Raw genomic sequence first — 12,816 nt, forward strand, 5'->3', positions numbered from 1 at the left:
CCCGCTCACAGCAGTCCCAGCTCCCTTAGTTCGAGCAGCAGGTGCTGCGGCAGATCGCCAGCATCGCCGCCGGCACCGAGATCGCCCGGCGCATCATCATGCGCGAGATAGCGCCAGCCCTGAAAGGCCCGACGCGGCCAGGGCGTGACCCGCACCATCCGGGGCTCCAGCACGATGGCACAGCGCTGGATGCCGTCCTGGCCGGTGACGGCGCGTAGTTCCAGGATCTGCTGGCGCGCCAGCATCGTGCCCTTGATCACCCAGTACAGCGATCCCCCCTCGACGATCTCGGCGGCGCGGCTCGGCATCATGCGTGTGGTGTGGATCTGCTCGACGGGCAGGCCCGCGCGGCGGCGCTGGTCCAGCGTCTGCGCGATCCAGTCTTCCATGTCCTCGAAGGATTCGGCCCCGACGCAGAGCTTTTGAAGGTGAAGCGGCATGCTGCTTACCTGCCGTGCCCCGTGCGCCGCCGCAAGAGCCGCGCGCGCGGGTCAGACCTCGAACTGCGGCAGGGTCCAGCTTTCCTCGGCGGCGGACCGGCACCAGTCCCGCATATCCGGGTGGCCCAGAATGGCGTCCATATAGGCGCGGCTCTCAGCGGAAACCTGCACGTCATAGGTGACGAAGCGGGTGACCACGGGAGCGTAGAACGCGTCCGCCGCCGAGAAGCTGCCGAGCAGGAAGGGGCCGCCTTCGCCGAAGCGCCGGCGCGTCTCGGACCAAATGGTCTCGATGCGCGCGACGTTCTCGGCAACATCCTCGGCCACCGGAAAGCCGGGGATGCGCCGCCGCACATTCATGGTCATCTGCTTGCGAAGAGGCACAAAGCCCGAATGCATTTCCGCGCAGATGGAGCGCGCCCAGGCGCGTGCCTCCCGGCCCGCAGGCCAGATGGCGGCATCCGGGAAAGCCTCGGCGGCATATTCGATGATGGCCAGCGAATCCCAGACTGTGATCTCGCCGTGGCGCAGCGCCGGTACCTTGCCTGACGGCGAATGCTGCAGGATCTGCTCGCGGGAGCCCTCGATGTAGATTGGGATCACCACCTCGTCGAACCCGATGCCTGCACCTTTCAGCGCAAGCCATGGCCTCAGCGACCACGAGGAATAGTTCTTGTTCCCGATGATGAGCGTGAGGGTCATGTCAGGTCCCCGGTTTGTCATCGCAGTGTGCGGTGTGGCCCGTGAGGAAGGAAGTGCATTCGCGTGATGCGAGACATCAGCATCGGCAATGATGGCTTCAGTCAGTGAGCGTCCGACGGCACCGGCACATTGTCGATGAGGCGCGTGCCGCCGATGCGGGCGGCAACCAGCAGGCGCACCGGCCCATGATGCGGGCCTTCGATGGGCGTCAGCGACTCAGCGTGACGACCTTCGAGGTAGTCCACCGAGAAGCCGGCGCGCTCCACGGCCTGCCGTGCCCGGACAAGCGTCGCCCCCATCGGTGCGCCGCCGCCGATTAGGGACGCCGCCTCGGAGAGGGCGCGGTGCAGCGCCGGCACCGCCGCCCGGTGCTCGGGAGATAGGTAAGCGTTCCGCGACGACAGGGCGAGGCCGTCCGCCTCCCGCACGGTGTGGCCGGCCACGATGTCGATATCGATGTCGAGGTCGCGCACCATCTGCCGCACGACCTGCAATTGCTGCCAGTCCTTCTCGCCGAAAACCGCGAGATCGGGCCGCACCTGCAGGAACAGCTTGCTCACCACGGTCGCAACGCCGCCGAAGAAGTGTGGCCGGGCGTCGGATTCGAGCCCCAGCGCCGGCCCGGCATCGGGCACCACGCGGGTTGCGTACCCGGCAGGATACATCTCCTCGGCCGCCGGAGCGTAGATCAGGTCGACCTGCTCCTCGGACAGTTTTTCAGCGTCGGCCTCAAGCGTCCGTGGGTAGCGACCGAAATCCTCGTGGGGCGCGAACTGCGCCGGATTTACGAAGATGGACACGATCACCCTCGCGGCTCGCTGGCGTGCGGTGCGCACGAGGGCCAAATGCCCCTCGTGCAGTGCACCCATCGTCGGCACAAGTGCGATTGCATCGCCGGAGCCACGCCATTGGGCTGTGATCTCGCGCAGCCTGGCCTTGCTGTGGATGATGGGGGTCTGTGCAGCCATGCGGGTTCCTCCGGCGGCTCGCTCTAGCAGAGGGGGTAGAGCACCGACAAGCCGGCGCAAGGAGACCCGGTTTGCTCCGGAAGGCCGGCAAGGCTATGTGCCGGGAGACTTCGCCGATGCGTCACGAGGCGTATCGAACCGCAAGCACAAGGCCACACGCATGTTCATCGTCCTGTTGGTCCTCGCCGGCATTCTGCTGCTGGCATGGCTCGGCCGAAGATCACGTACTTCCGGCTCGGCGCAGGTTTACCCCCAGATGCGCCTGATCGGCGCGGTCGCCGTCCTCGCGCTCGGCGTTCTCCTGACGGCGATGGGCCGCTTCATCATCGGTGCCCCGATGATCCTGCTCGGCGCGGGGCTGCTGCTCAGTGGGATGCGCAGGCGTCGTTTTCAGCGGAAGCGATCGACGCGGGCCGCAAGCGGCTGGATCATGCTGGTGCACGACAGCACCACGGGGCGGATACGCGGTCAGGTGCTGAAGGGAGGCTTCGCGGGGCAGGATCTCGACGCCTTGAGCCTTCACCAGCTTTGGCAACTGGGGTCCGAACTTTCGCGCGCGGACCCCAACAGCCTGTCTTTACTCGAAGCTTATATGGACCGCCGGCAGCCCGGCTGGCGTGAAGACCTGCAGAGCGACCTGCGTTCTGGGAGCCACCACCCGGCGGGCAAGAGCCCGATGACCGAGCAGGAGGCGTACCAGATCCTGGGGCTTGATCCGGGGGCCGACGCGGCGGAAGTCAGCCGTGCGTACCGGCAGCTGATGAAGAAGCTGCATCCCGACCAGGGGGGGTCGAACGACCTCGCCAGCCGGATTAATCAGGCCAAGGACGTGCTCACCCGCGCTAAACGCTAGACTATCGGCGGTCGGATGCATCGGAATTCGCTCAGTTCTTGAGGGCGAAGCAGGAAAGGGCAGACTTCTTCAGCGCCTTGCACGCAGCCTGGGCGGAAGTTTCCGTCAGGCCGGCGAAGCGGGCGCGATACAGGGTCACTTCGCCCTTGTTCACCGTCTCGGTGAAGGACTGGGCGCGCGAATCGATCTTGCGCATGGTCGGCTGCGCGCGGTCGAGGAGGGCCGCTGCCTTGGCGGCGTCGTCGGTAGCGCCGATCTGGATCTGCCAGCCCGGGCGCTGCGGTGCGATGGCCGCCAGCGCGCCGTTCCCCGCGGTGGGTTCGTCGGCATAGGCCGCTGCAACCTTGGTGGACGCAGCCCGAGGTTCCGGAGCAGGACGCATCGACGGGATCAGCATACCGGCTTCAACCGGCCTCTGGATCTCGACCTGAGCCACCTGGCGCGGCGACGAACCAGGCGTCGTACCGCCATTCGCACGGTTCTCGTTCGCCGCAGGCTGGCTGCCCACGACCCAGCGCATATCCGGCTGCACGGGGGTCGTTGCAACTGCCGTCGCCATGGCGATGCGGCGTGCGATTGCGTCAGGGCTGGTCGCCGGCGTGGCCGCCGACGCGGGGACGGTAGGAGCGGCAGGCGCGGCGGCGGCGGTGACGGCGGCAGGCCGTGAGGGCGCAGGTACCGGAGTCGACTCGACGGCCGCCAGATCTGGAGTGCGCGGCTTGGGAAGCGGCATGCGCGTGGCTGTCGTTGTCGTTGTCGTCGTCGCGGCGACAGGCGCGGCTGCGGCGACCTGAGTGGTCAAGGTGGGCAGCGGCTCCGGCGCCACGCGCCCTTCCGCAATGACGGAGGTCTTTGCGCCGGTGGAGGCCTTCGGGAGGTTCTCCGCAACCAGCTTGCGCATGGCGGCATCGCGGGATGCGCCGGACCTTCCGCCCAGCACCACGGCGACGATGGAGCGGCCATTGTCATTGGCGGAGGTCAGCAGGTTGAACCCGGATGCCCGCACGAAGCCGGTCTTAATGCCATCCACCCCGCGCACCGAGCCGACGAGGCGGTTGTGGTTGCCGATCACGCGTCCCTTCCAGGTGAAGGTGCGGGTGTTGAAGTAGGGGAAATACTTCGGGAAACGATCCTGCACGGCACGGCCGAGGATGGCGAGGTCGGCGGCCGTCGTGACCTGACGGTCATCGGGCAGGCCGGACGCGTTCGCATACACGGTCGAGCTCATGCCGAGCGCGCGTGCCTTGCGCGTCATGCGCTGGGCGAAGGCAGTCTCGGAGCCGGAAAGGTTCTCGCCGATCGTATAGGCGACGTCATTCGCGGACTTCGTGACGAGTGCCTTGATCGCGTCTTCGACGCGGATGGTCTCACCGGGGCGAAGGCCCAGCTTGGATGGCGCCTGGCGCGCCGCATTTGCCGAGACCTTGAGGGGCGTATCGAGATCGACGGAGCCGCGTTCCAGTTCCTCGAAGAGGACATAGAGCGTCATGACCTTCGTCAGCGAAGCGGGATGACGGATCGCGTTCTGGCTGTCGGAGTGCAGGACACGCCCGGTCTTCGCGTCCACGACGATCGCGGAATAGGGCGGATTGTAGCCGCCACCGGCCGGCGCCTTCTTGGCGCGGCTCTTCTGCGACAGTTCTTTCTTCGAGGAAGCCTTTTTCTTGGCCGCCTCGGAAGGCGTGGTGGCCATCAGGCCCAGGACGAGTGCCGCGCTGAGTGCGCGCACGGCAAATCCCCAGCAGACAGCAGATACCTTACGCGAACTCATCGACAATCCCCACTATCCGACCTTCGCCCCAAGGTCGGTCCATGCGTCCAGCCCGGCGTTTCCGCCACGGTTCTTAGAATGCTGCGATTGCGGTTACGGAGGCGTTAAACACGATGAAATGGAAAGCGGGCGCTGACATGGCGCGTCGGGTTTCCTCACGCTTCCCGAAAGCTTGAACCGGGGGTGCTGGCAGAGAGGCGGGCGTGCTCCTAGATTAAGGGGCAACAGCGTCGGCTCGTGAGGGTTTGGGGTCGGCGCGACGGCATCAGGAAGCCAACCAGACTAATGACAGATCACTTTCTCGAGCGTGCGACAGGGGCAACGCGCCGGAATGACGACGGGGGCGGCGGCACCGTCCTCGCGCCGAAGACACGATTCAAGACGAAGCGCCCGAGCCTGTACCGCGTCCTTCTGCTGAACGACGACTACACGCCCATGGAATTCGTCGTTCACGTGCTGGAACGGTTCTTCAACAAGAACCGGGAGGAGGCCACGCAGATCATGCTGCACGTCCATCAGAATGGCGTCGGCGACTGCGGCACCTTCACCTACGAGATCGCGGAGACGAAGGTCACGCAGGTGATGGACTTTGCGCGACGCCACCAGCATCCTCTGCAATGCGTCATGGAAAAGAAATGAGGTCGACTTGCCGACTTTCTCGCACAGCCTAGAGCAATCGCTCCATCGGGCGCTGGCGCTCGCCAACGAGCGCCATCACGAATACGCAACCCTCGAGCATCTGCTGCTGTCCCTCATCGACGATGGGGACGCGGTGGCGGTGATGCGCGCCTGCAATGTCGATGTCGACCAGCTGAAGCGTAACCTCGCGGAATATGTAGACGCCGAGCTCGACAATCTCGTGACGGATGGTCACGAGGACTCGAAGCCGACGGCGGGCTTCCAGCGCGTCATCCAGCGCGCGGTCATCCACGTCCAGTCGTCCGGACGCGAAGAGGTCTCCGGGGCCAATGTGCTCGTGGCGATCTTCGCCGAGCGCGAGAGCCACGCGGCGTATTTCCTGCAGGAGCAGGACATGACTCGCTACGACGCGGTGAACTACATCAGCCACGGCATCGCCAAGCGCGCGGGCGCCGCCGATGCGCGTCCGAAGACCGGAAATGACGACGAGCCGTCCGGGACAGAAGACACGTCCAAGAAGAAGGCGGACGCGCTCGATACCTATTGCGTCAACCTCAACAAGAAGGCGCGCGACGGCAAGATCGACCCGCTGATCGGCCGTGACATGGAGATCCAGCGCACCATCCAGATCCTGTGCCGCCGCCAGAAGAACAACCCGCTCTTCGTCGGCGATCCCGGTGTCGGCAAGACCGCCATCGCCGAGGGCCTCGCACGCCGCATCGTGCGCCATGAAGTGCCCGAGGTGCTGGAAGACGCGGTGGTCTTTTCGCTCGATATGGGTGCGCTGCTCGCCGGCACCCGCTATCGCGGCGACTTCGAAGAGCGCCTGAAGCAGGTGGTGAAGGAACTGGAGAATACGCCCGGCGCCATCCTGTTCATCGACGAGATCCACACCGTCATCGGTGCGGGTGCGACCTCCGGCGGGGCCATGGATGCGTCCAACCTGCTGAAGCCGGCCCTCGCCAACGGCTCGCTGCGCTGCGTCGGCTCCACGACCTACAAGGAGTACCGCCAGCACTTCGAGAAGGACCGCGCTCTGGTGCGGCGCTTCCAGAAGATCGATGTCGCCGAGCCGACGATCCCGGACGCGATCGAGATACTGAAGGGCCTGAAGCCGTACTACGAGAGCTTCCATCGCGTGCGCTACACCAACGACGCCATCAAGGCAGCGGTGGAGCTGTCGTCGCGCTACATCCACGACCGCAAGCTGCCGGACAAGGCGATCGACGTGATCGACGAGACCGGCGCGTCGCAGATGCTGCTGCCCGAGGGGAAGCGGAAGAAGACCATCGGCATCAAGGAGATCGAGGCCGCGGTTGCGTCTATCGCACGCATTCCGCCCAAGGCCGTCTCCAAGGATGATGCGGAGGTTCTGCGCCATCTGACCGAGAACCTGAAGCGGGTGGTGTACGGCCAGAACGCGGCCATCGACGCTCTGTCTGCGGCCATCAAGCTGGCGCGCGCCGGTCTTCGGGACGCGGAGAAGCCCATCGGCTCCTACCTGTTCTCGGGCCCGACCGGCGTCGGCAAGACGGAAGTCGCCAAGCAGCTCGCCGACATCCTCGGTGTGCAGATGCTGCGGTTCGATATGTCGGAATACATGGAGCGCCACACGGTCTCGCGGCTGCTCGGTGCACCTCCCGGCTATGTCGGCTTCGACCAGGGCGGACTTCTGACCGACGGCGTGGACCAGCATCCGCATTGCGTGCTGCTGCTCGACGAGATCGAGAAGGCCCATCCGGACCTGTTCAACATCCTGTTGCAGGTCATGGATCACGGCAAGCTGACGGACCACAACGGCAAGACCGTCGATTTCCGCAACGTCATCCTGATCATGACGACAAATGCGGGCGCGTCCGACATGGCGAAGGAGGCCATCGGCTTCGGGCGTTCGCGGCGCGAGGGCGAGGACACGGAGGCCATCAACCGCCTGTTCGCGCCGGAGTTCCGCAACCGCATCGATGCTATCGTGCCGTTCGCGCCGCTCCCGGTCGAAGTGGTCCAGCTCGTGGTGGAGAAGTTCGTGTTGCAGCTGGAGGCCCAGCTGGCGGATCGCGGCATCACCATCGAACTGACCGACGAAGCCCGGGCATGGCTGGCGGAGAAGGGCTACGATCCTCGGATGGGTGCGCGTCCTCTGGCGCGCCTCATCCAGGAGACGATCAAGAAGCCGCTGGCCGAGGAAGTGCTGTTCGGCAAGCTGGTGAATGGCGGCGCCGTGAAGGTGCTGCTGGAAGGCGCGGGTACCGACAGCAAACTGGCCTTCGAGTTTCCGGCAGGTCGCATCGAGCAGCCCAAGCCGGAGAAGGTGGTCCGGAAGACTCGGGGCGAGCCGGACGAGGCCAAGGCTGTGAAGCCGAAGCGTCCCGGACGCAGCACCGTTCCGAAGGTGCCCACCCAGGACTAAGCGACATGAAAAAGCCCCCGGAGACGGGGGCTTTTTTTACGTTCGGCAGACGCCTCAGGCGTCGAGCGCTTCGCGGATCCGCTGCGCATTGGAGGCCAGAACCTCCGGCTTCTCCATCTGGTTGGAATGCGGGCGCAGCGGCACTCCGGTTTTCCGCGGCAGGATGTGGAAGTGCAGATGGAACACCACCTGACCGCCGGCATCCTCGTTGAACTGCTGAATGGTGAAGCCATCCGCGTCCATGGCAGCCACGGCGGCGCGGGCGACGTTCTGCACCACGCCAGTCACATAGCCGAGTTCCTCCGGCGGGCAGTCCAGCAGGTTGCGGACCGGCACCTTTGGAATCACCAGCACGTGCCCCTCTACACGCGGCATGATGTCCATGAAGGCGAGCGCGCGGTCGTCCTCGTACACCTTGTGGGCGGGCAGTTCGCCTCGAAGGATCTTGGCGAAGATGTTGCTCGGATCGTACTCGGCCATCGGGTCCTCTTGCGCTGAAAGGCTGCCGGCTTAGACGCGGTGAAGGTGAACATTCTAAGGCAGCACGCTCAATCGGGCGGCTGGTGCTTGAATGGCGTCTCCTGGTCGAGAGCCTCGCGTGAGCGCGCAATCTCTTCCCGCTCACGCGCCAGATAGGCCTGCGCCGCCTGCTCAAGTCCGGGATGGGCGAACAGGTGGGCTGAATGTGTGATGGAAGGCCGATAGCCGCGCGCGAGCTTGTGCCCGCCCTGCGCCCCGGCTTCAACGCGGCTCAGGCCATGAGCCAGGGCAAAGTCGATGGCCTGATAATAGCAGACCTCGAAATGAAGGAAGGGGTGCTCCTCGGTGCAGCCCCAATAGCGGCCGTACAGCGTGTCCCCGCCTATGAAGTTCAGCGCGCCGGCCACGGGGATGTCGCCGCGCATGGCGAAGATCAGCAGGATCTTGTCGGCCATGGCGCTTCCGACGCGGCTGAAGAACTCGCGCGTCAGGTATGGCCGGCCCCATTTGCGGGAGCCGGTGTCCTGATAGAACCGCCAGAACGCGTCCCAGTGATGCTCGCGGATGTCTGAACCTGTGATCCAGCGGATCTGCAGTCCGTCGGCCAGCGCATCGCGCCGCTCCCGGTTCAATGCCTTGCGTTTGCGTGAGGCCAGGGAGGCAAGGAAGTCATCGAAGCTGGCAAAGCCTTCATTGGCCCAGTGGAACTGGATATCGTCGCGGGCCAAGAACCCCATCCCGCTGTCCGTGAACAGCCGCTGCTCCTCGGCCGTCATGAAGGTGATGTGGACCGACGATGCCTCGACCCGTCGCATCACGCTGGCCAGTCCCTGGATCAAGCCGAGCCTCGCCATGTCATGCTCTGCACCAGGCTTTACCAACAGGCGGCGTCCGGTGGCTGGCGTGAACGGCACCGCTACCTGGATCTTCGGGTAATAGTCTCCGCCGGCACGTTCCAGCGCGTCGGCGAAAGCGTGGTCGAAGACGTATTCTCCCTGGGAGTGCGACTTCGCATAGGCCGGCGCTACGCCGAGCAGTGCTCCGCCCTCATCCTCGATCAAGAGGTGGATGGGTTGCCAGCCCGTCTCGGCCACCGCTGAGCCGCTGTCTTCCAGCGCCCGCAGAAATTCATGGGAGATGAAGGGGTTGTAGTCGGGACCGGTGCCGGTCCCACCGCTCGCCGAAGTGCCCGGATTGGCACAGGCGTTCCAGGCTGCGGCATCGATGGCGCTGATCGAGGGCAGGAGATTGACGCGGAGCTTGGCGCGCTCCGTGGATTGAACTGACATCTGCTCAATCTAAGCCGATCCGGCGCCGCGCCAAGGCCACCGCCGCAGCGGGCGACGGCCGAACGCGTACGCTTCAGGCGATCTCGAAGATCGCCTCGACTTCCACCGCCGCGCCGAAAGGCAATGCGGCGACACCCACGGCGGACCGGGCGTGGCGGCCAGCGTCTCCCATCGCTTCCACGAAGAAGTCGGAGGCGCCGTTCACCACCTTGGGCTGATCGCCGAAGCCGGGCGCGGACGCAACAAACCCGACGACCTTGACCAGCCGGACCACCCGGTCGAAGCCGCCCAGAGCGGCGTTCAACTGCGCCAGCACGTTGATGGCGCACAGGCGGGCTGCATCCTGAGCGGCTTCCACGGCAACGCCGTCTCCCAGACGGCCGGTCAGCGTGAGGCCGCTGGCGTCGATTGGAAGCTGGCCCGACACATAAGCGTAGCTGCCCGTGATAACGACCGGAACGTAGTTGGCGGCGGGCGGGTTGGGGCGGGGCAGGGTAACCCCGATTTCTTCCAGGCGGCTGTCGATGCTCGTTGTCATTGGGGTCTCCTCTGGGCGCGCCCGTCTTTGACGCAGCCGCACTGCATGCGCAAGCGGTCTGAACCGGGCAACCTAAAGCACGCGTTGCGCCGCCACCCGGCGGCACCTATCTTCGCCGAGCCTTCAGGGGAGAAATCGATGATCATGCCGCTTCCCCGAAGAGCACTGCGCGCGCTGACAATTTCCTTTGCGCTTGTGGCCGGCACGGCTGCGCTCGCCAGCCCCGCGGTGCCGGTCGATCGTCTCGTTCCCCACATAGCCGTCTACGACCTGAGCCTTGTCGAAGCGCGTGACCGTGCGGGCATCCGCACGATCAACGGACGGCTTGTCTACGAATTCGCGCGGCGTGACTGTCGGGCGGTGCTGACCTATCGGCAGGTGATGTCCATGCGCACCGGCGAGGGGCAGGGTACATCTCTCGACTTCCGCTCAGTGACCGACGAGGCGGATACCGCGCAAAGCTTCGACTTCGAGGCCAACAGCGTCGTGAGCGGTACGGACGCCACCGAGGTGGACGGCGTGGCGAAGCGCGGGAACCGCGGGCTCATCAAGGTGGAACTGCAAAAGCCCGAGCAGAAAAGCGCGGACCTGCCAGCTGAAACCATGTTCCCCACCGAGCATCTGCGCCACATCCTCGGTGCGGCCGAAACGGGCGCCTTCACCCTGCAGGCAGATGTGTTCGACGGTGGCGAGCCTGGCGATACCTCAAGCCCGTCGGTCACCTTCATCGGGCCGCCGAAGGCGCCCGGAAGCGCCGGCGGTGTTTCGCTGGGGCTAGAACTCGGCATGGATAAACTTCGCCGCTGGCCCGTGAGCATCAGCTATTTCGATGCGGCATCGACGGAGAGCGAGCAGACGCCGAAGTTCATCTTCGCAGCTGACCTCTACGAAAACGGGATAGCCGGCGCTCTGCGGCTCGACTACGGGAACTTCGTGGTCGAGGGCCGCCTCGTCTCGTTGAAGGCCTTGCCCGCCGGAGAGTGCAAGCAGCCGTGACGGCGCGGACATGCGCTGCGCGCCGCGAGGGGGCGCAGGCGCTAGTCCGGCTCGCGCCTTCGGGGTAGCCGCACCCCGGGCGCGAAGGAGATGCCCCGATCGAGGATGCCGGCGCCGAATTTCCGGCGAAGGTCATCGACGGCCTTCTCCGCCGCAATGCGCCTCGGCAGACCCGGATCCATGAGATCGGGCGGGTCACCGTCACCCAGCGGATGGAGGTCTTCCACCCCGATCCCGATCAGCCGGAAACGGGCGCCATTGGCCTCCTTTACGAGAAGGTCGCGCCCCGTCTCGAAGATCCGGCCGGCCAGTCGCGTCGGTGTTTCCAGCGAGCGACTGCGGGTGCGGCTTCGGAAATCCGGCGTCTTCAGCTTGAGCGTCACCCGCGTGCCGCTGAATTCAGCCGCCTTCAGCCGCGCCGACACGCGATCCGCCAAACTCCACAGGACAGCAGCGAGCTGCGCCGGATCGGAGATGTCCTCGTCGAAAGTGGTCTCGGCGCTGACGCTCTTGGTCTCCCGCTCCGGTCGAACCGGGCGGGTGTCATGGCCGTGCGCGAGGTTCCACAGATGGAGCCCGTGAGCGCCGTGGCGGCGCGCCATCTCCCTTGCGTCTAGCTGCCGCAGATGGCCGACCTCCGTGATGTGGTCGCGCGCGAGCCGCGCCTGCGCCGCCGCTCCCACGCCCGGAAGGATGCCAACCGGCTTATGGGTGAGGAATTCCTGGGCTTCCGCGGCGCCGATCACGGCGAAGCCGCGCGGCTTGTCGAGATCCGAGGCGATCTTTGCGAGAAACTTGTTCGGCGCCAGCCCGACCGAGACGGTGATGCCCAGCTCTGCTTCCACCCGCCTGGCGAACCGCGCAAGCGTGCGGGCGGGCACCAGCCCGTGCACACGTTCCGTGCCGCTGAGATCGAGAAAGGCCTCGTCGATGGAGACCGGCTGCACGAGCGGGGTCAGGTCCATCATCATGGCTCGCACCTGCCGTCCCACGGCGACGTATTTGCCATGTGTGGGCTTGATGACCACGGCCTCCGGGCAGAGCTTCAGCGCCTTGAACATCGGCATGGCGGAACGCACGCCGTTGATGCGCGCGATGTAGCAGCAGGTCGACACCACGCCCCGGCGACCGCCGCCGACGATCACCGGCTTGTCCCGAAGGTCCGGATTGTCGCGCTTTTCGACTGCAGCGAAGAAGGCATCGCAATCGACATGGGCAATGCTGAGCGAGTTGAGCTCCGGGTGGCGCACCAGCCGAGGGCTGAGACAGGCGCGGCATCGTGGCCCCTCTCCAGCCTCGGCCAGGCAGTCCCGGCAGAAGCCTGGGATCGCGCGGGTGATCAGTGCAGGTTCGCGCCGCCCAGCGCGCGGCGCGCCTCCGCCACGCGTTCCGGCGCCACGCCGCTCTCGGAGGAGAACCGCAGCAGCAGCTTTTCGTCTCCAAGGATGTGGTCCAGCACGCCGGCAAGGAACCCATGTTCCTTCGCCGCTTCCCGGATGCGCCGCGGGTCGAGACCCGTGACCGCGAGGAATGCACCGAGTTGCTCGGCGTCGCCCGCGAGAAACAGAAGGGCCTGGCCCGCAAGGTCGGCCGGATCCGGCTGGATACCTCGAACTTTCATCGTGCAGGTTCGCCCTTCGTCAACTTTTAGCTACTACTATTTTCGTCAACCACAACCAATGCCGCCCACCGCTTGCACGTGGGTCGCCAATGTTCCGCGGCGCGGAGGATCA

General features: G+C 65.7%; 13 protein-coding genes. 4 read left to right on the forward strand and 9 right to left on the reverse strand.

Annotation, left to right across the window (positions count from 1 at the left end; translation table 11 throughout):
- Window positions 1–5: 5 nt before the first annotated feature.
- The 3 genes from SCD90_RS03670 to panC all read right to left on the reverse strand — a co-directional run bounded on the left by SCD90_RS03670 (window position 6) and on the right by panC (window position 2,110).
- Entirely contained in the window at window positions 6–440 is a 435-nt protein-coding gene (locus SCD90_RS03670; protein WP_319843286.1) for a DUF1489 family protein, read from the reverse strand.
- 51 nt (window positions 441–491) lie between these two features.
- On the reverse strand, window positions 492–1,142 hold the full coding sequence (locus SCD90_RS03675; protein WP_319843287.1) for a glutathione S-transferase family protein: 651 nt from the start codon (window positions 1,140–1,142) through the stop codon (window positions 492–494).
- A 101-nt stretch (window positions 1,143–1,243) separates the two neighbouring features.
- Complete coding sequence (gene panC, locus SCD90_RS03680; RefSeq protein WP_319843288.1) at window positions 1,244–2,110, reverse strand: pantoate--beta-alanine ligase; 867 nt, start codon at window positions 2,108–2,110, stop codon at window positions 1,244–1,246.
- Between the two features lie 160 nt (window positions 2,111–2,270).
- On the opposite strand from panC, the gene SCD90_RS03685 reads away from it, so the two are divergent.
- Window positions 2,271–2,963, forward strand: a complete 693-nt coding sequence (locus tag SCD90_RS03685; protein WP_319843289.1) for a DnaJ domain-containing protein — start codon at window positions 2,271–2,273, stop codon at window positions 2,961–2,963.
- A gap of 31 nt (window positions 2,964–2,994) precedes the next feature.
- Here the strand turns inward: SCD90_RS03685 and SCD90_RS03690 are convergent, their stop codons facing one another.
- Entirely contained in the window at window positions 2,995–4,692 is a 1,698-nt protein-coding gene (locus tag SCD90_RS03690; protein ID WP_319843290.1) for a serine hydrolase, read from the reverse strand.
- A gap of 327 nt (window positions 4,693–5,019) precedes the next feature.
- Between SCD90_RS03690 and clpS the strand changes: the two genes are divergently transcribed.
- Window positions 5,020–5,373 (forward strand): ATP-dependent Clp protease adapter ClpS, encoded by a 354-nt coding sequence (clpS, locus tag SCD90_RS03695; protein WP_319843291.1) that lies wholly within the window; start codon window positions 5,020–5,022, stop codon window positions 5,371–5,373.
- 7 nt (window positions 5,374–5,380) lie between these two features.
- Entirely contained in the window at window positions 5,381–7,780 is a 2,400-nt protein-coding gene (gene clpA / locus SCD90_RS03700; RefSeq protein ID WP_319843292.1) for an ATP-dependent Clp protease ATP-binding subunit ClpA, read from the forward strand.
- A gap of 54 nt (window positions 7,781–7,834) precedes the next feature.
- On the opposite strand, the gene SCD90_RS03705 is transcribed toward clpA, so the two are convergent.
- The 3 genes from SCD90_RS03705 to SCD90_RS03715 form a co-directional block, all read right to left on the reverse strand.
- Window positions 7,835–8,260: an HIT family protein gene (locus SCD90_RS03705; RefSeq protein WP_319843293.1), complete on the reverse strand. Its 426-nt coding sequence runs from the start codon at window positions 8,258–8,260 to the stop codon at window positions 7,835–7,837.
- A gap of 68 nt (window positions 8,261–8,328) precedes the next feature.
- The gene (locus tag SCD90_RS03710; RefSeq protein ID WP_319843294.1) at window positions 8,329–9,549 is read right to left on the reverse strand and encodes a GNAT family N-acetyltransferase; all 1,221 of its coding nucleotides are present in this window, start codon (window positions 9,547–9,549) and stop codon (window positions 8,329–8,331) included.
- Window positions 9,550–9,622: 73 nt separating this feature from the next.
- Window positions 9,623–10,087 carry a RidA family protein gene (locus SCD90_RS03715; RefSeq protein ID WP_319843295.1) on the reverse strand — a complete coding sequence of 155 codons (465 nt, stop codon included), beginning with the start codon at window positions 10,085–10,087 and terminating at the stop codon, window positions 9,623–9,625.
- A gap of 138 nt (window positions 10,088–10,225) precedes the next feature.
- On the opposite strand from SCD90_RS03715, the gene SCD90_RS03720 reads away from it, so the two are divergent.
- The gene (locus SCD90_RS03720; RefSeq protein WP_319843296.1) at window positions 10,226–11,083 is read left to right on the forward strand and encodes an EipB family protein; all 858 of its coding nucleotides are present in this window, start codon (window positions 10,226–10,228) and stop codon (window positions 11,081–11,083) included.
- Window positions 11,084–11,124: 41 nt separating this feature from the next.
- Here SCD90_RS03720 and SCD90_RS03725 read toward each other — a convergent pair whose 3' ends face one another.
- Both SCD90_RS03725 and SCD90_RS03730 read right to left on the reverse strand, forming a co-directional pair.
- On the reverse strand, window positions 11,125–12,426 hold the full coding sequence (locus SCD90_RS03725; RefSeq protein WP_319843826.1) for a DNA polymerase IV: 1,302 nt from the start codon (window positions 12,424–12,426) through the stop codon (window positions 11,125–11,127).
- Complete coding sequence (locus tag SCD90_RS03730) at window positions 12,423–12,704, reverse strand: DUF3572 domain-containing protein (RefSeq protein WP_319843297.1); 282 nt, start codon at window positions 12,702–12,704, stop codon at window positions 12,423–12,425. The genes SCD90_RS03725 and SCD90_RS03730 overlap by 4 nt, the downstream gene beginning before the upstream one ends.
- Between the last annotated feature and the right edge of the window lie 112 nt (window positions 12,705–12,816).

Origin of the sequence: Terrihabitans rhizophilus (genome assembly GCF_033898525.1) — a bacterium.
GTDB classification, from domain to species: domain Bacteria; phylum Pseudomonadota; class Alphaproteobacteria; order Rhizobiales; family Methylopilaceae; genus Flaviflagellibacter; species Flaviflagellibacter rhizophilus.